Origin of the sequence: Streptomyces sp. NPDC050418, from assembly GCF_044458745.1 — a bacterium.
In the GTDB taxonomy this organism is placed as follows: domain Bacteria; phylum Actinomycetota; class Actinomycetes; order Streptomycetales; family Streptomycetaceae; genus Streptomyces.
Genome location: NZ_JBITIG010000008.1, coordinates 82,371 through 104,626, shown reverse-complemented (window position 1 = coordinate 104,626; position 22,256 = coordinate 82,371). Strand labels below are relative to the sequence as shown.

At 70.6% G+C, this 22,256-nt stretch carries 19 protein-coding genes and 1 other RNA gene; 3 read left to right on the top strand and 17 right to left on the bottom strand.

Features of this window, described 5'->3' with window-relative positions; all coding sequences use genetic code 11:
- Positions 1–201: 201 nt before the first annotated feature.
- From ACIBI4_RS20590 to ACIBI4_RS20565, 6 genes are all read right to left on the bottom strand, one after another.
- A complete protein-coding gene (locus ACIBI4_RS20590; RefSeq protein ID WP_399205385.1) occupies positions 202–1,620 on the bottom strand; it encodes an NAD-dependent malic enzyme in 1,419 nt (472 codons plus the stop codon).
- Positions 1,621–2,055: 435 nt separating this feature from the next.
- Positions 2,056–4,452, bottom strand: a complete 2,397-nt coding sequence (locus tag ACIBI4_RS20585) for a HelD family protein (RefSeq protein ID WP_399205384.1) — start codon at positions 4,450–4,452, stop codon at positions 2,056–2,058.
- Positions 4,453–4,531: 79 nt separating this feature from the next.
- Complete coding sequence (locus tag ACIBI4_RS20580; protein WP_399205383.1) at positions 4,532–5,323, bottom strand: zf-HC2 domain-containing protein; 792 nt, start codon at positions 5,321–5,323, stop codon at positions 4,532–4,534.
- Positions 5,320–5,904 (bottom strand): sigma-70 family RNA polymerase sigma factor, encoded by a 585-nt coding sequence (locus tag ACIBI4_RS20575; RefSeq protein WP_399205382.1) that lies wholly within the window; start codon positions 5,902–5,904, stop codon positions 5,320–5,322. Before ACIBI4_RS20575 ends, ACIBI4_RS20580 begins: the two co-directional genes overlap by 4 nt.
- 134 nt (positions 5,905–6,038) lie before the next feature.
- Positions 6,039–6,620, bottom strand: a complete 582-nt coding sequence (locus ACIBI4_RS20570) for a CGNR zinc finger domain-containing protein (protein ID WP_399205381.1) — start codon at positions 6,618–6,620, stop codon at positions 6,039–6,041.
- A gap of 143 nt (positions 6,621–6,763) precedes the next feature.
- Positions 6,764–7,285, bottom strand: coding sequence for a GNAT family N-acetyltransferase (locus ACIBI4_RS20565; protein WP_399205380.1), 522 nt, complete (start codon positions 7,283–7,285; stop codon positions 6,764–6,766).
- A gap of 127 nt (positions 7,286–7,412) precedes the next feature.
- Here ACIBI4_RS20565 and ACIBI4_RS20560 point away from each other — a divergent pair, with 127 nt between their 5' ends.
- Positions 7,413–7,949: a DUF1772 domain-containing protein gene (locus ACIBI4_RS20560; protein WP_399205379.1), complete on the top strand. Its 537-nt coding sequence runs from the start codon at positions 7,413–7,415 to the stop codon at positions 7,947–7,949.
- Positions 7,950–8,006: 57 nt separating this feature from the next.
- On the opposite strand, the gene ACIBI4_RS20555 is transcribed toward ACIBI4_RS20560, so the two are convergent.
- The 6 genes from ACIBI4_RS20555 to dacB all read right to left on the bottom strand — a co-directional run bounded on the left by ACIBI4_RS20555 (position 8,007) and on the right by dacB (position 16,976).
- The gene (locus ACIBI4_RS20555) at positions 8,007–9,140 is read right to left on the bottom strand and encodes a uroporphyrinogen-III synthase (protein ID WP_399205378.1); all 1,134 of its coding nucleotides are present in this window, start codon (positions 9,138–9,140) and stop codon (positions 8,007–8,009) included.
- Positions 9,141–9,247: 107 nt separating this feature from the next.
- Positions 9,248–10,627 carry a nitrate/nitrite transporter gene (locus tag ACIBI4_RS20550; protein WP_399205377.1) on the bottom strand — a complete coding sequence of 460 codons (1,380 nt, stop codon included), beginning with the start codon at positions 10,625–10,627 and terminating at the stop codon, positions 9,248–9,250.
- A gap of 108 nt (positions 10,628–10,735) precedes the next feature.
- A complete protein-coding gene (locus ACIBI4_RS20545; RefSeq protein WP_399205376.1) occupies positions 10,736–12,190 on the bottom strand; it encodes an acyltransferase in 1,455 nt (484 codons plus the stop codon).
- On the bottom strand, positions 12,187–14,349 hold the full coding sequence (locus tag ACIBI4_RS20540) for a polysaccharide deacetylase family protein (protein ID WP_399205375.1): 2,163 nt from the start codon (positions 14,347–14,349) through the stop codon (positions 12,187–12,189). Before ACIBI4_RS20540 ends, ACIBI4_RS20545 begins: the two co-directional genes overlap by 4 nt.
- Positions 14,346–15,086 (bottom strand): hypothetical protein, encoded by a 741-nt coding sequence (locus ACIBI4_RS20535; protein WP_399205374.1) that lies wholly within the window; start codon positions 15,084–15,086, stop codon positions 14,346–14,348. Before ACIBI4_RS20535 ends, ACIBI4_RS20540 begins: the two co-directional genes overlap by 4 nt.
- Positions 15,087–15,383: 297 nt before the next feature.
- Entirely contained in the window at positions 15,384–16,976 is a 1,593-nt protein-coding gene (gene dacB, locus ACIBI4_RS20530; protein ID WP_399205373.1) for a D-alanyl-D-alanine carboxypeptidase/D-alanyl-D-alanine-endopeptidase, read from the bottom strand.
- Positions 16,977–17,098: 122 nt separating this feature from the next.
- Between dacB and ACIBI4_RS20525 the strand changes: the two genes are divergently transcribed.
- Both ACIBI4_RS20525 and ACIBI4_RS20520 read left to right on the top strand, forming a co-directional pair.
- Positions 17,099–17,524, top strand: coding sequence for a DUF4870 domain-containing protein (locus ACIBI4_RS20525; RefSeq protein ID WP_399205372.1), 426 nt, complete (start codon positions 17,099–17,101; stop codon positions 17,522–17,524).
- Positions 17,525–17,607: 83 nt separating this feature from the next.
- On the top strand, positions 17,608–18,177 hold the full coding sequence (locus ACIBI4_RS20520; RefSeq protein WP_399205371.1) for a DUF1203 domain-containing protein: 570 nt from the start codon (positions 17,608–17,610) through the stop codon (positions 18,175–18,177).
- Positions 18,178–18,220: 43 nt separating this feature from the next.
- Here ACIBI4_RS20520 and ssrA read toward each other — a convergent pair.
- The 5 genes from ssrA to ftsE all read right to left on the bottom strand — a co-directional run bounded on the left by ssrA (position 18,221) and on the right by ftsE (position 22,114).
- Positions 18,221–18,589, bottom strand: a transfer-messenger RNA (tmRNA) gene (gene ssrA, locus ACIBI4_RS20515).
- Between the two features lie 100 nt (positions 18,590–18,689).
- Positions 18,690–19,199: an SsrA-binding protein SmpB gene (gene smpB / locus ACIBI4_RS20510; protein WP_399205370.1), complete on the bottom strand. Its 510-nt coding sequence runs from the start codon at positions 19,197–19,199 to the stop codon at positions 18,690–18,692.
- 28 nt (positions 19,200–19,227) lie between these two features.
- Complete coding sequence (locus ACIBI4_RS20505) at positions 19,228–20,406, bottom strand: S41 family peptidase (protein WP_399205369.1); 1,179 nt, start codon at positions 20,404–20,406, stop codon at positions 19,228–19,230.
- 67 nt (positions 20,407–20,473) lie between these two features.
- Entirely contained in the window at positions 20,474–21,391 is a 918-nt protein-coding gene (gene ftsX, locus ACIBI4_RS20500; RefSeq protein WP_399205368.1) for a permease-like cell division protein FtsX, read from the bottom strand.
- Between the two features lie 33 nt (positions 21,392–21,424).
- The gene (ftsE, locus tag ACIBI4_RS20495) at positions 21,425–22,114 is read right to left on the bottom strand and encodes a cell division ATP-binding protein FtsE (protein WP_399205367.1); all 690 of its coding nucleotides are present in this window, start codon (positions 22,112–22,114) and stop codon (positions 21,425–21,427) included.
- Positions 22,115–22,256 lie beyond the last annotated feature (142 nt).

The following is a 22,256-nucleotide window of genomic DNA, read 5'->3' as shown; positions in this document are numbered from 1 at the left end:
CCCATCGTAAGCAACGTGCCACGAAATGGTGACGCTCCGTCGGCTCCCTGCGCAGCGACGCCAGGCGTGAGGGCGTGGTTTCCGCCGCAACATTAGAGGGCCGGACCGCGCACCGCGTTCCACGACGCGCCGCCGCCGGGCCCGTGCTTCCGGTCACACCGGAAGCACGGGCCCGCGGAAGCACATCAGAGGCTCAGCGCCTCACGCGCCCGCGGCACCCGCCGCCTTGGCCGCGCCGCGCACCGCGCCGGCGACCGCGCCCGCGACCTTGTCGTTGAAGACGCTGGGGATGATGTAGTTCGGGTTGAGCTCGTCCTCGGACACCACGTCCGCGAGCGCCGAGGCGGCCGCGAGCATCATCTCCGTGTTGACCGTGCGCGACTGCGCGTCGAGCAGGCCGCGGAACACACCGGGGAACACGAGGACGTTGTTGATCTGGTTGGGGAAGTCGGAGCGCCCGGTGGCGACAACTCCCGCCGTCTGACGGGCGATCGACGGGTCGACCTCGGGGTCCGGGTTCGCAAGCGCGAACACGATCGCGTCGTCGGCCATGGCCGCCACGTCGTTGCCGTCGAGGACGTTCGGCGCCGAGACGCCGATGAATACGTCCGCGTCGACGACCGCTTCCTTGAGCGTGCCGGTGACGCCCTCGGGGTTGGTGTTGTCCGCGATCCAGCGCAGCGGCGAGTCCGCGGCGGCGTCGACCAGGTCGGCGCGGTCCGCGTGCACGACACCGTGGATGTCGGCGACGACGGCGTGCTTGACGCCGGCGGCGAGCAGGAGCTTGAGGATGGCCGTACCGGCCGCGCCCGCGCCCGACATGACGACGCGCACGTCACCGATCGACTTGCCCACCACGCGCAGCGCGTTGGTCAGCGCGGCGAGCACCACGATCGCGGTGCCGTGCTGGTCGTCGTGGAAGACGGGGATGTCGAGGGCCTCGCGAAGGCGGGCCTCGATCTCGAAGCAGCGCGGCGCGGAGATGTCCTCGAGGTTGATGCCCGCGAAGCCGGGGGCGATGGCCTTCACGATCTGGACGATCTCGTCGGTGTCCTGGGTGTCCAGGCAGATCGGCCAGGCATCGATGTCGGCGAAACGCTTGAAGAGCGCGGCCTTGCCCTCCATGACCGGCATGGCGGCCATCGGGCCGATGTTGCCGAGGCCGAGCACGGCGGAGCCGTCGGTCACGACCGCGACGGTGTTGCGCTTGATCGTGAGGCGGCGGGCGTCCTCGGGGTTCTCGGCGATGGCCATGCAGACCCGGGCCACACCCGGGGTGTAGACCATGGAGAGGTCGTCACGGTTGCGGATGGGATGCTTCGACGCCATCTCGATCTTGCCGCCGAGGTGCATCAGGAACGTACGGTCCGAGACCTTGCCGAGGGTCACGCCCTCGATCCCGCGCAGTTCCTCGACGATCTCGTCGGCGTGCGCCGTGGAGGTGGCCGCGATGGTCACGTCGATCCGGAGCTTCTCGTGGCCGGACGCGGTCACGTCGAGGCCGGTGACGGAGCCACCGGAGGACTCGACGGCCGTGGTGAGCTGCGAGACGGCCGTGCCGCTCGCGGGCACCTCAAGACGGACCGTCATCGAGTAGGAGACGCTGGGCGCCGTTGCCATTGCCGACTTCTCTCTTTCACCTGTTTTGCAAAAAAACTGCCATCGCGTGCGTCATCCGATCGTCGCACCTACCTGCCGGTACGAGGTAGCCGTCCCGGGTTTAGAACGTTTTGCTCTTGGAGACGGGCAATTTCGGAAAACTTCTTCCACCATACGAGAAGTAAGGTGCGGGACGGAAGTCCCTTCAGGGGCCACGTACCGACTCTGTTGCTACATACAAAGAGGTCCACGTCAGCGTGTGACGTGGACCTCTTCGCAAAGCTCAGTGACACCGACCCGCCATGCTCGCCTCGCGGCAAGTGGTCGCTCGTAGCGACGAAGGTTGGGCCCGGGGGCTTGGATCGAGCCGGTGCCACGTCCAAGGTAACAAACGATCCCCGCAAGGCAATTCCCGTCCCGGCGGATCCGTTCCGACCCTCCCGCGAACGGCCCTGTTCAGTCCCGCAGCAGGTCGGGCACCCCTTGCGCGTCGGGTGCGTCGGACGCCGCCGAGATCACCGTCAGCTGCTGGGTCGCCCGGGTCAGGGCCACGTACAGGACCCGCAGGCCCGCCGGTGACTCGTCCGCGATCTCCGCCGGGGAGACCACCACCGTCGCGTCGTACTCCAGGCCCTTCGCCTCCAGGGACCCGAGCGCCACGACCCTCTCCCCCAGGCCCTCCAGCCAGCGCGCGGCCTCGCCCCTGCGGCGCATCGCCACGACGACGCCGACGGTCCCGTCGACCTGCTCCAGGAGCCGCGCCGCCTCCGCCCGTACCGTCGCGCCGAGACCGTCCCGTGTACCCGCCGGCACCTGCGCGCCGACGACCGCGAAACGCGGCTCGAGGCCCGTGGAGCGGACCGCCTTCGGTGACGGCATGCCCGGCATCGCGAGCGCGAGGACCTTCGCCGCGAGGTCGGCGATCTCGGAGGGGTTGCGGTAGTTGACCGTGAGCTCGAAGCGGCGGCGCGGGCGGCTGCCGAGCGCCTCGTCACGGGCCGCGGCCGCGTCGTCCGGCTCGGACCAGGAGGACTGGGCCGGGTCGCCGACCACCGTCCACGTGGCGTGCCGGCCGCGGCGGCCGACCATCCGCCACTGCATCGGGGTCAGGTCCTGCGCCTCGTCCACGATCACGTGCGCGTACTCGACGCGCTCCTGCGCCAGTCGCTCCGCACGCTCGCGCTGGGTCTCCTCGCGCTGCGGCATCAGCTCCTCCAGGCCCGTGAGCTGGTCGAGCGGATCGGCCTCGCGGCGGCGCTTGGGCCGGGCGGGGGTGCCGAGGATCGCGTTGAGCTCGTCGAGGAGCGCCACGTCGTGGACGGTGAGACCGTCGCGGCGCAGCGAGCGCGCGACCTTGCGGACCTCGCCGGGGTTGAGGACCCGCCGGCCCCAGCGCGCGAGGCGCCGCTCGTCGGCCATCGCGGCCAGGACGGTACGCGGGGTGAGCTCGGGCCACCACGCGTTCAGGAACGCGGTGAAGCTGTCCTCGTCGCTGACGTCGTCGTCGAACGAGGAGCGCAGCTCGGCCGCGAGTTCCGGGTCCGAGTGCCGGGAGCCCGCACCCGACTTGGCCCACAGCGCGTCGAGCAGGAGCTTGCGGGCGCGCGGGCGGAGCAGGTTGACCGGGGCGGTGCCGCCGAGTGCGGTCTGGCGGATGCGGCGCAGGTCGTCCGCGCCCAGCTCCAGACGGCGGCCGAAGGCCACCACGCGGAGCAGGTCGGTGCGGACGGGGGTGCCCGCTTCCCGTACGGAATCGTCGTCGGAGCCGTCGGAGCCGTCGGAGTCGTCCGGGTCGTCGAAGGAGAGCTGCGGCTGGGCGGGCGGGGCGTCGAGGACGCCGCGGGCCGCCTTGCGGAGCACCTTGAGGATCCGGGAGGCGCCCTTCACGCGGGCGACGGCCGGATCGTCGTAGAGCGTGGCCTCGGCGCCGTCGACCAGGGAGCCCACCGCACGGATCGCGACCTGGCCCTCCTCGCCGAGCGAGGGCAGCACGCCCTCGGTGTACGCGACGAGCAGCGGGGTGGGCGAGACGATCAGGATGCCGCCGGAGTAGCGCCGGCGGTCCTGGTACAGGAGGTAGGCGGCGCGGTGCAGGGCCACTGCCGTCTTGCCGGTGCCGGGGCCGCCTTCCACGTAGGTGACGGAGGCGGCGGGGGCGCGGATGACCAGGTCCTGCTCGGCCTGGATGGAGGCCACGATGTCGCGCATCGAGTGGCTGCGGGCCTGGCCGAGCGCGGCCATCAGGGCGCCGTCGCCGAGCGCGGGGAGCTCCTCGCCGTCCAGGTACGCGGTGAGCTCGGGACGCATCAGGTCGTCCTCGACGCCCAGCACCTTGTGGCCCTTGGAGCGGATCACGCGGCGGCGGACGACCCGGCCCGGGTCGACCGGCGTCGAGCGGTAGAAGGGCGCGGCGGCGGGCGCGCGCCAGTCGATGACCAGCGGCGAGTAGTCGGCGTCGAGGACGCCGATCCGGCCGATGTGCAGGGTCTCGGCGATGTCGGCGGTGTTGTCCGGGCGGATCGCGTCCTCGGCGGGTTCCACCGAGGTGTAAGCGCCGTCGGGGCCCTTCTTGCCGTCCTTGCCGAGAACGAGGTCGATCCGGCCGAAGAGGAAGTCCTCGAACTCGTTGTTGAGGCGGTTGAGATGGATCCCCGCGCGGTACACCTGCGCGTCGCGCTCGGCGAGCGCGCCGGGTGTGCCGACCTGGGAGCGCTTGGCCGCGTCCTTCATCAGGAACTCGGCCTCGTCGATCTTCTCTTCGAGGCGGGCGTAGACCCGGTCGAGATGCCGCTGTTCGACGGCGAGCTCGCGCTCCCGCGTACCGGACGGCGAGGCGGCATTGACGTCGGCCACCGAGGTCCCCTTCTCACGTGCTGCTGCTCGATATGAGCAGCCGTCCACCGTAATCGAAAGGGGCCCCGGTCGGCGACCTTCAGGCCTTCACGTCGACAAGCTTCTTGCCGTCGAAGGTGCGGACCTCGAAGCGGTCGATCTCGTCCGGTTCGAGGGCCGCGCCGCCGTGGACGTACAGCGGGGTGCGGGACCATTTGTCCGAGCCGCCCTCGATGCCGTAGCCGCGGTCGGGGACGGACCACGAGGTGACCGTCTCCTCCTCGCCGTTCTTGCCGATCGCGATCAGGGAGCACTTGAGCGGTCCCTTGACGTTCTTGAGCTCCAGGACGGTGTGCGTGCCCCAGCCCTTCTTCTCGACGCCGACGGTCGCCGTGACCTCGGTGTCCGCGTCGGTCGCGGTGAGCTTGGTGTCCATGTGGTGGAAGAAGGCGTCCTCGGCGGGGCTCGTCGAGTGGGCGTGCGGGGTCGCCGTGCCGCCTCCGTCGTTCATCGCGACCACCGTGAGCGGACCGCCGATGATCAGCGCGGCCGCGGCGGCCACCAGATAGAAGCCGCGGCGCCGCTTCTGCGCGCGCTTCTGGGCCACTTCGCCGACGAGGTTGTCCAGGAGCCGCCCGCTCGGCTGCGCGGACAGCTGCTCGCCGACCTGCCGTACGGGCTGCTGCGGCAGATCCGCGAGCGCGGCGAGCATGGGCTCCATGCCGGCGAGTTCGTCGAGCTGGGCCGCGCAGAAGCCGCAGCCGGCCAGATGCGCCTCGAAGGCTGTCGCCTCGCGGTCGTCGAGGATGCCGAGCGCATAGGCGCCGACGGTCTCGTGGACGTCCGCGGGCTCGTATCCGCCCGGTGCGTCCGGACCGTAGTAGCCGCTCATGCCGACACCCCCCGCTCCTGCAGCGCCAGCTTCATCGACCGGAGGGCGTAGAAGACCCGGGAGCGGACGGTGCCGCTGGGTATGCCGAGCACTTCGGCCGCCTCGTTGACCGTGCGTCCCTTGAAATACGTCTCCACGAGGACCTCCCGGTGCGCGGGGGTCAGATCGTCGAGCGCGTCCGAAAGTGTCATCAGCCAAAGCGCCTTGTCGATCTCATCCTCCGCGGGGATGACCTCCAGTGGTGCCGGGTCGACCTCCTGCGGCCGGGCCTGCCGGCTGCGGTGTCCGTCGATGACGATACGCCGCGCGACCGTGACCAGCCAGGGGCGGACGGAGCCGGTGGCGCGGTCGAGCTGCCCGGCGTTCTTCCACGCGCGGATCAGCGTCTCCTGCACCACGTCCTCGGCACGCTGGCGGTCCCCCGCGACCAGACGGAGGACGTACGCGAAGAGGGGACCCGCGTGCTCGCGGTAGAGCGCGCGCATCAAGTCCTCGTCGGGGGCGGGTTGTTCCGAGGGCGGGGGCACCCGGTGCCTGGCCCGCGGAGGTCGTTCGTCGGCCACTGCGGAATCCTTGCGCACGCCTGCCTCCGGTGTCCCCTGATCGGACGGGGCTGCCCCCACATTGCTTCGCTCACAGGGGAGTTACGGGGCGGGCGGGCCGCGTGTTCAACGCGTCGGGAAGTTTTTTCCTGAACCGTCGTTCAGGAGCACCCTCACGACACGGCCATACGGCGCCGGTGGCGCGCCACCCGCTCCCGGTTGCCGCAGACCTCGCTGGAGCACCAGCGGCGGCGGCGCCCGCGCGAGGTGTCCAGGTACACCAGGCTGCAGTTGTCACCCTCGCACTGCCGGATCCGGGAAGCGGCGACGGGGTCGGTGAGCAGCTCGATCAAGTCGCGCGCCACCGCCGCGAGCAGGGCCGGTCCGTCCGGGTCGTCGTGCAGCCGGCGCACGAGCCGCCCGTCGTCGGTCAGGACGGCGCGCGGTGCGGGCGGAGCGCCGCGCGCGCGGGTGTTGATCCGGTCGAGCGCGGACTCCAGGGGCCTGCGGTCGAGCGCCGGTTCGGCCCGTATCAACTGGTCTATGTCCGCCCGCAGTTCACGGAAGCGCAGCAGACACCCGACGTCGATCCGCCCGAGCGGACCGCCTGCGGGCACCAGGCCCGCGCCGACCAGCCAGGCGCAGAGCGCGCCGGTGCCGTCGAGGCGTTCGACCGGATGGGCCGTGGCGAGCAGATCCAGACAGATCCTGCCGGAGTCGAAGCGCAGCTCGTACGCCGCCGTACTCGCCACCATGCGCCTGTCACCGCCTTGTGGGGTCACCGGTGTGGCCGGTGCCGGCGATGACGGTCACCGGCAGCCGGTGTCCCTCACAGAGTGCCCGTCCGCGCGCACGGCCGGAAGACCCCGCGTTCAGAGGCTCCTTGTGGACCGCGCCTTCAGATCAGCGGCGGCGGGTCGTCGTGCAGGATCCGCTGGAACAGGAAGTGGTCGCGCCACGCGCCGTTGATGTGCAGATACGTGGGCGCGAAGCCGATCTTCTCGAAGCCGCACTTGGCGAGGACGCGCTGCGAGGCGAGGTTGTCGGTGAGGGTGGCGGCCTCGACGCGGTGCAGTCCGAGGTCGTCACGGGCGTGCGCGAGCATCGTCTCGGCGGCCCGTACGGCGAGCCCGCGGCCGAGGTACTCGCCGTCGATCCAGTAGCCGAGGGCGGCGCTGCGGAAGGGGCCGAGCGCGACCCCGGAGAGGTCGGCGCGGCCGATGACCTTGTCGCCGTGGGTGATGATCCAGCGCACGCTCCCGTCGTTCAGGCGGGCGAGCTGGCCCTCGACGGTGAAGAAGGAGTCGGCGCGCACGGGGTCGGTGGTACGCAGGTGCTCCCTGTTGCGCAGATGCGCCTCGACGAGCGCGGCGGCGTCTTCCGGTGTCGCGGCCCGGATCTCATAGGTCTCATCGGTCATCGGCGCACCGTACCCCGGGCGGGAAACGGCCCGCGGTGGACCCTCGCGCAGCGCGGTGGACCCTCGCGTATGCCCCCGAGCGGCTGGACCATGGCCGCGGGGGCGGCCCGGGCGCTTGACTGATCACATGACGACGACAACCGCACCGCAGCAGCAGCGCACCAGGAGCACCGGCATCGTCCTGATCGCCGCCACCTTGTTCAACGGCGTCATGGCGGGTGTCTGGTTCGCCTACTCCACGTCCGTGATGGGCGCGCTCGCCCGCCAGGACGACCGCACCTACATCGGCATGATGCAGGACATCAACATCGTGATCCGCAACCCCTTGTTCTTCCTCGGCATGCTCGGCGCCCTCGCCCTGCCGGCCTTCGCCGCCTGGCAGTTGAGGAAGCAGCGGCCGGTCATCGGGTGGGTCCTGGCCGGGACCGCCCTGTATCTCGCGGCGTTCTTCGTGACGATGGGCGCCAATGTGCCGCTCAACGACGCTCTCGACGCCGCCGGCGACCCCGCGAAGATCGCCTCCCCCGCCTCCGTACGGGCGGACTTCGAGGACCCGTGGGTCATGTGGAACCACATCCGCGGCATCCTCAACGTGGCCGCCGTGGTCTGCCTGAGCCGCGCCCTGATCCTGTTCGGCCGCCGAACGGCCCGGACCGCCGCCTGATCGGACCGTACGGCCACGTGAACGGCCCCGCCCCCTGTGGGCGGGGCCGTGGGCGTGTCAGCCCGAGTACTTCGTCTCCGCCGCCGGGTCCAGGGCCAGGCGGTATCCGCGTTTCACCACCGTCTGGATCAGCTTCGGGGCGCCCAGGGCCGCGCGGAGGCGGGCCATGGCCGTCTCCACCGCGTGCTCGTCCTGCCCGGCGCCCGGCAGGACGCGCAGCAGGTCCGCGCGGGAGACCACCCAGCCGGGACGGCGGGCCAGCGCCCGCAGGAGCGCCATGCCGGCGGGTGGGACGGGCCGCAGTTCGCCGTCGAGCACGGCCGCGTGGCCGCGGATCTGCAGCCGGCGCCCGGCCACGGGCAACAGCGCGGCGCGGACGGGGAGTTCGACGCACAGGAGCTGGACCAAGGGGCCGAGGCGGAAGCGCTCCGGCTGGATCGTGGTCAGGCCCTGGGCCTGCAGCGGCAGGGCGGTGACGGGTCCGACGCAGGCGGCGAGCACGTCGTGGCCGAGCGCGGCGAGCAGCTCCGCGTCCTGGCCTCGTTCCGCCGCGCGGTTCAGGAGCGAGACGGCGGCCGGGGCGCTGGTGAACGTGACCGCGTCCACGGTGCGCGCGAGGACCGCGTCGAGCAGCCGGTCCACGGGCGTCAGGTCCTCCGGCGGCATCCACCGGTACACCGGGACGCCGACGACTTCGGCGCCTCCTGCCCGTAGCGACTCGACGAAACCGGGCAGGGGCTCGCCGTGCAGCTGGAGGGCGATGCGGCGGCCGTCGACGCCCTCGGCGAGCAGCCGGTCGAGCACCTCGGCCATCGACTCGGACGCCGGCGACCAGGACTCGGTGAGCCCGGCGGCCCGGATGGCGCCCTTGACCTTGGGCCCGCGGGCGAGCAGTTCGGCCTCGTGCAGGCACGCGAGGAGCGCGTCGCCGATGCCCCAGCCGTCGGCCGCGGCCAGCCAGCCGCGGAAGCCGATCGCGGTGGTGGCGACCACCACGTCGGGCGCGTGGTCGAGCAACTGCTTGGTGGCGGCGAGCAGTTCGCTGTCGTCGGCGAGCGGCACGATCCGCAGCGCGGGCGCGTGCAGGACGGTCGCACCGCGCCGTTCCAGGAGCGCGCCCAGTTCGTCGGCGCGGCGCGCTGCCGTCACGCCGACGGTGAATCCGGCCAGGGGGCGGGTCTGATCTGCCATGTCGTTGTCCCATCGTGCGGTCGACCGAGCCTGCCAACGGTGCGTGACAGGCTCGGTTCGCCCTGATTGCACGGGTGTTACGCGACCCGGCGCGCGGGTTGCAAGGATCACACCTCGGCGTAACTGAGCTGCGGCTTCGGCTCGGTGGCGGCCGTGGCGGGTGCGGGGGCCGGGCGGCGCAGGTACACGGCCCAGGTCACCACGAAGCACAGCGCGTAGCAGACGAGGAAGGCCGTGAAGGCGGCCGTGGCGTTGCCGACGCTCAGGAAGGACTGGCGGAACGCGAGGTTGATACCGAGTCCGCCGACCGCGCCGACCGCCCCGATCAGACCGATCGCGGCGCCGGAGAGCCGGCGCGCCCAGGCATCGGCCGCCTCGCCGGTCAGGCCCCTGGCCAGCGCCTTCGCCTGGAAGATGCCGGGGATCATCTTGAACGTGGACCCGTTGCCGAGCCCGCTCAGGACGAACAGGGCGGTGAAGCCCACAAGGAACACCGGCAGGGACTCGCGCAGCGACGCGAAGATCACCACAAGGGTCGCCACGGCCATGGCCGCGAAGTTCCACAGCGTGATCCTGGCCCCGCCGAAGCGGTCCGCGAGCAGTCCGCCGACCGGCCGGATCAGCGAGCCGAGCAGCGGTCCGATGAAGGTGAGCGAGGCGGCCTGCAGCGGGGTGCGGCCGAACTGGGTCTGCAGGACGAGACCGAAGGCGAAGCTGTAGCCGATGAACGAGCCGAAGGTGCCGACGTAGAGGAAAGACATGATCCAGGTGTGCGGATCGCTCACCGACTCGCGTACGGCACGGGTGTCGTTGCGCACGGGCGCGAGGTTGTCCATCCGCAGGGCGGCGAGCGTGGCCGCGAGGACGATCAGCGGCAGATAGATCCCGAGCAGCAGCCGCGGGTGTCCCGCGCCCACGACGCCGATCACGAGCAGGCCCATGAGCTGTACGACCGGCACCCCGATGTTGCCGCCGCCCGCGTTCAGACCGAGCGCCCAGCCCTTCTTCCGCAGCGGGAAGAAGGCGTTGATGTTGGTCATGGACGAGGCGAAGTTGCCGCCGCCCACACCGGTGAGCACCGCCACCATGAGGAAGGTGGTGTACGAGGTGCCGGGCTCCATGACCGCGAAGGCGGCCAGGGTCGGGGCGAGCAGCAGCAGCGCGCTGAAGACCGTCCAGTTGCGCCCGCCGAAGCGCGCCACCGCGAAGGTGTACGGGACCCGGATCGCCGCGCCGACCAGCGTCGCCGTACCGATGAGGAAGAACTTCCCGGCCGGGTCGATGCCGTACTCCGGGCCCATGAACAGGACGAGCACCGACCACAGCGACCAGATCGAGAAGCCGATGTGCTCGCTGAGGACGGAGTAGAGAAGGTTGCGCCGTGCGACCTTCTCCCCCGTCGTCGCCCAGAACTCCTCGTCCTCCGGGTCCCACCGCTCGATCCAGCGGCCTGACCTGCGCTGTTGCGCTGTGGCTCGGGCTGTCATCGCGCCTCCCCTGATGCGTCATCCGGTCGAGGACGACGCTAGGGAGCGGTGGTTTCCGGGCGGTGCCCGATCAGATGACCGCGGCGCAACCTTGCTCTCACCCGTACATCAGGCGGCGTGTGAGCGCGCCCTCCGACCGGACCCGCCTGATCCGCCGGTCCCCGTGGAGCCCCGGCGCTTCGAGCCGTTCGGCCACAGGCGTGGCTTGCGCTTGGCGGCGATGTCCTCGATCCAGCCGACGGCCACGATCATCAGGCCGATGAGCGGCCAGACGAGCACGAACATCCAGACCGTGTACGTGGTCTCGAAGGCCGGCCCGAAGTTCTCGTAGAAGCCGGGGATGTCCCAGACCTGGTCGAGGATCGGTATGGTCGCCATGATCAGCGCGTTGTGCCACAGATAGATCGTGACGGCACGGTTGTTGGAGAGCGTGATCAGCTTGTCGAACTGCTTGAGCCGGCCCGGCAGCTCCTGCCACGACGGCGCGTACTGCAGCAGGATCACCACGCAGCCGAAGGACCAGGTGGCCTGGGCGAGCGGGATGTCGTTGAGGTCCCAGCCGTCGGGGCCGAGGTGGTTCGAGGCCCACCACAGGCCGAAGGCCATCAGGAGCGCGGCCAGCGAGACCGTCATGTACCGCGGGATCTTCTTGAGCGTGCCCTCCTGGTGGGCGAAGCCCAGGACCCAGCAGGAGCCGTAGACCGCGAAGTCGGTGACCGCGTTCCCCGTCTCGCCGGGGATCTTCACGAGGCCCGTGCCGACCACCGCGGTGAGCGCGAGCGGGGCGAGCAGCGTGGCATACGGCAGCCGCCGGAAGGCCCACAGGAGCAGGGGCGAGGCGAGCACGAACCACAGGTACGCGCGGATGTACCAGAGCACACCGGCGGCCTGCACCGCCCAGGTCTCCTCCAGGAGTCCGGAGGGCGAGCCGCTCTGCCACGGGTAGGGCGGGGCGCCCACCGGGAACACGTAGTTGAGCAACTGCAGGAACCAGGTGCCGCCGAGGTCCTTCGCCGGGTCCCAGCCCTGCAGGAACATGATCGGCACGATGGCGGCGCCGAACAGCCAGACGGGCGGCAGCAGACGGCGGATCCGGCCGCGGATCACACCGAGCGCGGGCCGCTTCAGGGAGCGCGCCATCAGCGATCCGGCGAGCGCGAACATCACGCCCATGGAGGGGAAGAGGACGGTCAGCCAGGCCCAGCCGAAGATGTGGTAGAGCACGACGCGGACCAGCGCGAGGGAGCGCAGGAGGTCCAGGTACCGGTCACGGCCCGGCTTCGGGGCCGAGGGCTTGGGGGCGGCCTCGGGCTCCGGCTCGGTGGTCCGCTGCTGCGGGACCGCGTACGCGCCGCCGGCGCGGGTGGGGTCGAGCGCCGGGTCGTAGGACGGGTCGTAGCCGGGGTCGTACGTGGAGGCGCGGGTGGGGTCGTACGTGGAGGCGCGGGTGGGGTCCCGCGTCGGGTCGTACGACGGGTCGAAGCCGGGGTCGTACGACGTGGGCCACGCGGACTGCTCGTCCGGGTGCCCCGAGCCCGAGGGGTCGTAGCGGTGCGTGCTCATCCGACCGGCCTCCGCTCGCCGTGGTGCTGCTGGGAGGGGATGCCGGGCGCCGAGCCCACCACGCCGGTGCGCCGCAGCTTCTGCCAGCGCAGCCGGCCGCCGGTCAGTGCGGTGATCCAGGACTGCAGGAGCACCACGTACATCAACTGCCGGTAGAGGATCTGCTGCAGCGGCAGCGAGATCAGATGCGTCATCTTCTCGCGGTCGAGCCGGAAGGCGTACGCGGCGCAGACGGCCTGGATGGCGAGGACGCCCAGCCACGCGATGATCGTCTTCTGGGTCGGCCCGAAGAACAGCCCGTACAGCAGGAAGACGTCGATCAGCGGCGCGAGCAGCGGGGCGAGCACCATGAACGCCGAGACCAGCGGCAGGCCGACGCGTCCGAAGCGGCCGGAGGGCCCGCCCTCGATGAAGGAGCGCTTGTGCTTCCAGATCGCCTGCATCGTGCCGTACGACCACCGGTAGCGCTGCGACCACAGCTGCTGGACGGTCTCCGGGGCCTCGGTCCAGGCCCGCGCGTTCTCCGCGTACACGACGTGCCAGCCGTCGCGGTGCAGGGCCATCGTGATGTCGGTGTCCTCGGCGAGCGTGTCGTCGCTCATCCCGCCGACGCGCTCCAGGGCGGAACGGCGGAACGCGCCGACGGCGCCGGGGATGGTGGGCATGCAGCGCAGGACGTCGTACATCCGGCGGTCGAGGTTGAAGCCCATCACGTACTCGATGTGCTGCCAGGCGCCGATCAGCGAGTCCTTGTTGCCGACCTTCGCGTTGCCCGCGACCGCGCCCACGCGCGGGTCGCCGAACGGCTGGACCAGCTCGCGGACCGTGGACTGCTCGAAGACGGTGTCGCCGTCCATCATCACGATCAGGTCATGACGGGCATTGGCCACACCGCGGTTCAGTGCGGCGGGCTTGCCCGCATTGTGCTGGCGGACCACCCGGACGCCCGGGAGCCGCAGGCTCTCGACGAGGCGGGCCGTGCCGTCCGTGGAGCCGTCGTCGATGACGATGACCTCGATGGGATGGTCACTGCCGACCAGCGAACGCACGGTGTTCTCGATGCACTTCGCCTCGTTGAACGCGGGTACGAGCACCGACACCGGCTCCTGCACCGGCGGCCCCCAGCGGAAGCCGCGGCGGCGGGTGCGGCGGGCGTGCGCGAAGGACAGCACCAGCATCAGGCCGAAGCGGGCGATGACGAGGACGCCGATCGCGGCGAGACCCACGACGAGGACGTCGGTGACGTGCTCGGAGGCTTGCACCGCGTAGACGAACGCCTTGCCCTTCCACAGGTCGAGCCCGGTGACCTCGGTGTGCGCGCTCTGCACGCCCAGCGCACCGGTGAGGTGCGTGAAGTCGTAGCCCTTGGCCTGCAGGTCGGGGATGAACCGGTCGAGCGCCGCCACGGTCTGCGAGCGGTTGCCGCCCGAGTCGTGCATCAGGACGATGGCGCCCTTGCCCTTCTTGGGCGTGGCGCGCTCGATGATCGCGTCGACCCCGGGGCGCTTCCAGTCCTCGCTGTCGGTGTTGTTGACGACGGTGATGTAGCCGCGGGAGCCGATGTACTGCGCGACCGGCCAATTCTTGTTGTCGAAGGCGTCGGCGTGGGACGAGTACGGCGGCCGGAACAGCGTGGTGCGCACGCCGGCCGAGCCCGCGAGCGCCAGCTGGTTCTGGGAGAGCTCCCAGTCGATGCGGTTCTTCGACTGGTAGGAGAGGTCGGGGTGGTTGAAGGTGTGCAGCCCCACCTCGTGGCCCTCGTCGACCATGCGCTTGACGAGGTCGGGGTAGCGCGAGGCCATGGTGCCGGTGACGAAGAAGACGGCGTGGGCGTCGTGCTCCTTGAGCACGTCGAGGACCTTCGGCGTCCAGGTCGGGTCGGGACCGTCGTCGAAGGTCAGGACGAGCTTCTTGCGCGGGACCTCACGCGTGGTGATGTGGTCCTCGCGCGCGTCGATCACCGGGCCGCCGCCGAGCACACGGTGGGGCACCTGGTCGGTGGCGGCGGGCGGGCGCACCCGGTGGTCGGCCAGGATCTCGCTGTGCACGTAGCCGCGCAGCATCAGCATCGCGAGGAGCGCGACGAGGAACAGCAGCGGCAGCAGGTACCGCAGGGGGACACGGCGCCTGCGGGCGGCACCGGTGGAACGGGGGGTCATAGTGCGGCGCCTGCCAGGGAGACGTGACTCCCGCCCTCTTGGGCGGGACCTGTTTCGGGGGTGGGGGCATCGGCTCCGGAGACGACGGGCTGTCCGTTGCCGCCGTTGCCACCCCCGCCGGTGTTGCCGGCCGTGGGGTCGACCGGGTCGGTCGGGTCCGGCGGGTCGACCGGGTCGGACGGGTCCGGGTCGGGGTCCGGTGTCGTCGGGTCGGGATCGGGGTCCGGAGTGGTCGGGTCCGGGTCCGGGTCGCCGCCGTCGGTGGGCTTCACCGTGGGCTTGCCCGTGTCGGTCGGATCGGGCGTCGGGCCGCCCGTGGGGAGGCCGGTCGGCGAAGGGTTCCCGGTGCCGACGGACTCGCCCTGGCCGGGAGTGGCTCCGGGGTCGGCCGTCGAGGTCGGGCCGGTGGGCGAAGGCGAGGGCTTCACCTTGCCGGACGACTTCTTGTCGTCGCCGATGCCCGGCATCCACGGCGCGTCCGAATTGCCCGAGGCGAGCGTGGCGACGAGCACCACCGCGTACACCGCGCAGACGACGCCCATGATCCAGCCGATCCGCCGCACTTTGCGCCCACGGCTGCCGGACTCATCGACGAAAACGGGCTTGTCGGCATCCCGGCTGCCTTCGGCGGCCAGGGCCTCGTCAGCCCGCAGACGGCCCAGACCATCGATCTGGACCGTGACCTCGTTCGGATCGTGTGTGTGCCCCGAGAGGGCGTCTTCCCGCCAATTCTCCACTGCTGTACGCCTATTCCCCCAAGGAACCGGCGGGCGCGCGCGAGACCGGGCACTCGCCGCCGGACCGGACCCCACCCGGTCCGAGCGCCCCCCTCATCACTCTGCGCCCGGATGACGAATGTAGCGCAGACGAGTGACACCCGTTGGTTCAGGTCAGTTCTGCCTCAGCGCTGCTGACGCAGTCCGGCATGGGAGCGGTTCCATCCGGCGCCCCGAAACGATGGCAAAGATTTGGCCATACGAAGGCGGAGGGACCCCCGCCGTACGGCAGGCCCCTCCGCCGTCACCTCATGTGACTCAGCAGCCCCTTGCTTTGCTCCAGGAACATTCAATGTCCGCGCTTCCCGCGTCCCCGCTCCGCCGGAGCGGACGCACGGCCGTGGCCCCGTCCGCGCCGGAGGAGGCGAGGGTCACAACGATGGCGTCCTCGATGCTCTTCACGGACGACGCGAGGTAGTTGTTGAGCACGATCGCGTAGACGAGCTCCCGCCCGTCCTTGTCCTTCACATAACCCGACAGCGCCGAGGCGCCGGTGAGCGAGCCGGTCTTGCCGCGTGCGTTGAGCGCGGCCGGCGTCCCGCACATCCGCGACCTGAGCGTGCCGCCGACGAACCGGTCGGGATCGCAGGCGACCGGCAGGGACCGCGCCCAGTCCGCGTACCAGGGCTCCTCGCGCACGGAGAGCAGCAGTTCGGCGAGTTGGGCGGCCGGGATGTTGTTCATCCGCGAGAGCCCCGAGCCGTCCACCTGCCGCAGCTTCGCGCTGTCGACCCCGGCCTGCTTCAGATAGCCGGCGATGGCGGTGAGCCCGGCGTTCCAGGTGCCGCTGCCGGCGGTCTCGTAACCGATGGCCTTGGTGAGCGCCTCGGCATGCATGTTGTTGGAGAGCTTCATGAACGGGACGAGCAGGTCCTTGAGCGGCATCGACCTGTGCACCGCGACCTCCCTCGCTCCCTCGGGCGCCGCCTTCCCGAGCCGGGTCCCGCCGACGACCCGTACGCCCTCCGCGGCCAGCGCCCTGCGGAAGACGTCGGCGGCGTAGCCCGTGGGCTCCCAGACCGTCACCCACTCCTTGGCCGGGTCGTCGCCCGCGGGGATGCCGCCGCTGACGACGATCTCGTTGCCGCCGTGCCGCCGCTCGACCGTGAGGCCGCCGTCCTGCCCGGCGGGCAGCGTCTCGGCCCGGTTGACGGTCTTCACGTACCCGGTGGAGGGCGTCACCGCGATCCGCGGCCGCTCGCCCGCCGCGGCGCCCGGGTGGACCTCGACGATCACCGTGCCCGCGTCGTAGTCCGTGTCCGGGGCGACGGTGAGGGCGGAGATCTGCGCCGAGTAGTACGAGGACTCGTCGTCGGCGGCCCAACTCCGCCCGAGCCGCTGCGTGTCGAAGCGGGTGTCGTCCGCGACGAGATCACCGCTGACCGTCCGCACCCCGCTGTCCGCGACGTCGGCGGCGAGCTTGCGGTAGTCGCTCGCGAGCGCCGTCGGGTCACCGCTCCCCCGCAGATACAGATCACCCCGCAGTACGGAGCCGTGCCGCGCCCCGTCCGCCAGCGCCTCGGTCGTGAACCGGTAGTCGGTGCCGAGCAGTTCGGCCGCGGCGGCGGAGGTGGGGAGCTTCGTGTTGGAGGCCGGCATCAGACGACGGGACGCCTCGTGCCGGTACAGGACCTCCCCGCTGCCGGCGTCGGCGACGACGACGCTCGCCGCGCCGCCGTCCATCCGCGGATCGGCGAGGATCGTCTCGATGGCCTCGGTGAGCCCGGGCCTGGCGGCCGCTTTCCCGTCCGCACCGGCCGGTCCGCTCCAGGTCAGCACGGTGGCGGCGAGACCGACGACGAGGGGCAGGGCGAAGGCCCGCTTGCGCATACGTCCCAAGGGTCTACTCATGCCACCGCAGCATCCCGGATCCGGGGCGCGCCCAACAGAAGGCATGAGACCTTCCACGTATTGCGCGCATCCCGTTACAAATGCTCCCGGCCGCCGCAATACGCGGTTCCTAGGCTGGCCCCATGACCACCACCGTCCCCACGCCCACCACGACGGCTCCGGCTTCCGCGCCCGACTCCTCGGGCGCCCTGTTCGGTCACGCCGCCCACGTGGTGTGCCTGCTCCTGGGCCTCCCGTTCCTGGCCTGGGTCCCGGCCCTGTGCCTGCGGAACACGGCGAAGGACGCCCACCAGCGCGCGCACGCCACCACCGCACTCGACTTCGCGCTGACCCAGTTGATCGTCTGGAGCGTGTGGGGGCTGCTCCTTCTCGGCTCCCTGGTGATGGCCGCGTCGAACGGCGCGGTCGTCGCACCGGTCGTCATCGGCGCGGCCGGACTCGTCTACTTCGCGCTCGGCGTCCGGGCCACGTGCCATGCGCTGTTCCACGCGTACCGCATCGAGCCGTACCGCTACCCCGCGTACGTGGCGTTCCGTATGGTGCGCTGAGCCACTCGGCCCGGGCACGGCCTTCCAACGCGATGTCCGAATCCCGCCAGCACGTACGTCCCGCCCCCCGCACCCTGGCTGTCATGACACCGACGCAGACCGAGCCCGACACCCGGACCTACGAGGTCAGGGCCATCGCCCCCGAGACGCTCGCGCAGCTCCTGATCCGGGACGACGCGGGGCAGCACCGGCAGGCGTTCACCGACCGCGAGGGCGGCGCACCCCTGCGCTGCTGTCTGCGGCGGAGCACGGCCGGCGAGCGCATCGCGCTCGTCTCGTACGCGCCCCTGCGACGCTGGGCCGCGGAGACGGGCGCCGAGCCCGGGGCCTACGACGAGTGCGGCCCGGTCTTCGTGCACGCCGACGCGTGCGGCGGTCCGCCGCCCGGCGACAACTACCCCGCCGCCCTGCACGGCGAGCGCCGCGTCCTGCGCGCGTACGACGCCCGCGGCCACATCCTCGGCGGCCGTCTGATCGAGTCCCCACGCGCGCACACCACCGAGGCGGAGCAGGCCATCGCCACGCTCCTCGCCGACCCCGCCGTGGCCCTCGTCCACGTACGGGCTGTGGAGTTCGGCTGCTTCTTCTTCGAGGTGCGCACCCGCATCTCCACGGAGGGCCTGCCCGGACACAGCACAACGCCCCTGACCTGACGGCAAAGCCGCAGGTCAGGGGCGCTGTATTCAACACATGGGGTGGTGGAGATGGCGGGAATCGAACCCGCGTCCAACGGTGCGGAATCAGGGCTTCTCCGTGTGCAGTCCGGTATGAGTTTCTCAGCCCTCCGCATCACCCGGACGAGTGCGGAACAGGCTCAGTCACTGTTTGATTTCCCTCTTCACCCCGTGACCGGGATCAAGGTTTAGTCCCCTGAATGATGCCAGGATCCGGGTCGGGAACACCCCCGGGCTGACACTTCGCAAGTCGCTACTTAGGCAGCGAGGGCGAAGGAATCGCGCTTGGTATCGGCGATTATTGGTTTCGGCATGTGGTTAACGAGATCATTGCCGCTTCCTCGACACGCTTCCCCTGCTTCGACATCCGCTGTCGAAACCGATCATCCCCATGTTGATTTTTCAAAGCCGGATCCGGGGATCCGACGTGTGCCCCTGCTGTGAGGTGCACGGCCCATCGTACGGGACCGGGGCCTGGTGAGGCCAACCATTTACTCGCGCCCGCGCTCCTTGCGCTTGGCCGCCGACATCGCGCGGTCCGCCTCGCGCCGGTCCTGCTTCTCGCGGAGCGTCTGCCGCTTGTCGAACTCCTTCTTGCCGCGCGCGAGCGCGATCTCGACCTTCGCCCGGCCGCCCTTGAAGTACAGGACGAGCGGCACGATCGTGTGCCCCGTCTCCTGCGACTTCGACTCCAGCTTGTCGATCTCGTCGCGGTGCAGCAGCAGCTTGCGCTTGCGGCGCGCGGAGTGGTTGGTCCAGGTGCCCTGGGCGTACTCCGGGACATGCACGTTGTGCAGCCATGCCTCGTGGTCGTCGATCTGCACGAAGCCGTCCACGAGCGAGGCTCGCCCCTGGCGCAGCGACTTCACCTCGGTGCCGGTGAGCACGAGACCGCACTCGTAGGTGTCGAGGATGTGGTAGTCGTGCCGCGCCTTCTTGTTCTGGGCGACGAGCTTGCGCTCGGGCGCCTTGTCCTTCGCGGACTTCCTGGATTCCTTCATCTTGGCCATAGTGCTGGCCATTTTCGCACTACGAGGGGGGTCCGAGGCCAGTCAATACTGTGCGGGCCCGGTTCTCGGCGTTCTCGCCCGCCCGGACGTCCGGAGTGATGCCCCGGCCGTCGACACCGCGCCCCGAGGGGGTCCGGTAGTGACCCACCGTCAGCTCGGCCACGGAGCCGTCGGGCAGCCGGGTGGGCATCTGGACCGAGCCCTTGCCGAAGGTCCGCGAACCCACCACGATCGCCCGGCCGCGGTCCTGCAGGGCGCCGGCGAGCAGTTCGGCCGCGCTCATCGTGCCGCCGTCGACGAGCACGACCAGGGGTCTGGAGGTCTGTCCGCCGCGGATCGCGTGCAGCGCGCGCTGTTCGCCGCGTACGTCGTACGTGGCCACGAGGCCGCCGTCGAGGAACACGGACGCGGCGTCCACCGCCTCGGCGACCAGACCGCCGGAGTTGCCGCGCAGATCCAGCAGCATGCCATGGCCCGCGGGCGCGGTCTCCAGCGCCTTGCGGACCTCGGCGCCCGAGCCCTTGGTGAAGGAGGCGACCTTCACCAGCCGGGTGCCGTCCGCGAAGTCCCGTACGGAGACGGTCTGCCGGGCGAGGGTGGCGCGCTGCAAGGTGCTGCTCCAGGTGCGCCTGCCGCGCTGCATGCCGAGCGTGACCTCGCTGCCGGGCGCCGCGTCGTCCGCACGGCCGGCGCTCGCGTCCTCGTCGGCGCCGCGCAGGAGCCGTACGACATCGGCCGGTGAGCGGCCGTGCACGCGCCGGCCGTCGACCGAGCGCAGTTCGTCGCCCTTCTCGATGCCCGCGAGGTCGGCGGGGCCGCCGCGCTGGACCGCGGCCACCTCGATCGCGCCGGAGCGGTCCTTGCGGGTCCACAGGCCGACACCGGTGTACTCGCCGTCAAGGGCCTGCTCGAACTTCTCGTACTCCTCCTCGTCGTAGACCTGCCCCCAGCGGTCACCACTGCGGCTGACCGCCTCGCGGGCGGCCTCCGTGGGCGACTTGCCGTCGGCCATCGCCTCGGCGGCGGCCTCGGAGACGTCCTGGGCGACGGGGGTACGGGAGGCGGGTTCCTGGTGCGGCTCGGAACCGAAGGACCCGGTCGCGGCACCGGCGGCGAGCACACTCGCGAAGAGCAACGTCAGCCCCGCCCCGCGGCGGATGCTGCGGGGCCTCTTGAAGAGGCTCTCGGGGCCCGACATGTCGGTGAGTCTAGGACAACGCCGGGCGCCGTACGGTCCGTTGACCGTACGGCGCCCGGGGCATGTGTCACACCTTCAGGTACTTGCGCAACGCGAAGAACGCCGCCAACGCCGGCATCAGCAGACCGATGACGATGACGAACGGAAGGACGGCGAAGACCTCGTCCATGCCGATGAAGTTCACCAGGGGCATCTTGTCGGCGAGTTCGAGACCGTGGTCGATCATGAAGACGCGGCCGGCGATCAGCAGCCCGGCGGCGAGCAGCGCTCCCAGCGCCCCCGCGAAAGCGGCCTCCATGATGAACGGCAGCTGGATGTAGAAGCTGGAGGCGCCGACCAGCCGCATGATGCCCGTTTCACGGCGTCGGCTGAACGCCGAGACGCGCACCGTGTTGACGATCAGCATCAGGGCGACGATCAGCATCAGGCCCATGAGGGCGAGCGCTCCGATGTTCATGCCGTTGAGCAACTCGAAGAGTTTGTCGACGGTCTCTCTCTGGTCCTGGACGGACTGCACGCCCGGGCGGTCGGCGACGGCGCTCGTGATGACCTTGAACTTCTCGGGGTCGTCGAGCTTGACGCGGAACGACTCCTGCATCTGGTCGGGCTGCAGGCTCTGGGCGAGGGGCGAGTTGCCGTACTGCTCCTGGTAGTGCTTCCAGGCCTCGTCCTTGTCCTCGTGGATGACCTGCTCGACCGGTTCGAGCTTCTCGAGGTCGGCCTTGAGGGTCGCCATCTGCGCCTTGGTGACCGCGCCCTCGGTGCAGTTGGGGTCGGACTCCGCGTCGCCCTTGCTGCACAGGTAGACGGCGACGTTGACCTTGTCGTACCAGTAGCCCTTCATCACGCTGACCTGCTTGAGGCCGAGCAGGGCACCGCCGAACAGCGCGAGCGACAGGGCGACCGACACGATCACCGCGATGGTCATCGTCAGATTACGGCGGAGACCGACGCCGATCTCCGACAGTACGAATTGGGCGCGCATGGCGTCCTTTCAGTGCTCGGGTTGCTCTGTGCCTCAGTGCTGGTAGCCGTAGACGCCGCGCGACTGGTCGCGCACGAGGCGTCCGCCTTCCAGCTCGATGACGCGCTTGCGCATCTGGTCCACGATGTTCTGGTCGTGGGTGGCCATCACCACGGTGGTGCCCGTGCGGTTGATGCGGTCAAGCAGCTTCATGATGCCGACGGACGTCTGCGGGTCGAGGTTGCCCGTGGGCTCGTCCGCGATGAGCAGCATCGGGCGGTTCACGAAGGCGCGGGCGATGGCCACGCGCTGCTGCTCACCACCGGACAGCTCGCCCGGCATACGGGACTCCTTGCCGCCGAGACCGACGAGGTCGAGGACCTCGGGGACGGTCTTGCGGATGGTGCCGCGGGGCTTGCCGATGACTTCGAGCGCGAACGCGACGTTCTCGCCGACGGTCTTGTTGGGCAGCAGCCGGAAGTCCTGGAACACAGTCCCCAGCTGGCGCCGGATGTGCGGCACCTTCCAGTTGGAGACGCGGCCGAGGTCCTTGCCGAGGACGTGCACCTGGCCCTGGCTCGCGCGCTCCTCGCGCAGGATCAGCCGCAGGAAGGTCGACTTTCCGGAGCCGGATGACCCCACAAGGAAGACGAACTCGCCGCGCTCGATCTCCAGGGAGACATCCCTGAGGGCGGGGCGGTTCTGCTTGGGGTAGGTCTTGGAGACGTTGTCGAATCGGATCACGGATGCACCACGAGTCGCCGGGGGTAGGTGAGCGTGACCATACGCGAAGCGGGGTACGCGGCGCAGGGGGCGGCTGGGGTTGCGCGTGGGATGTGCGATTTGTCGCCGCATTCGCTGTGATTCGCCCGTACGCGAACCGGTG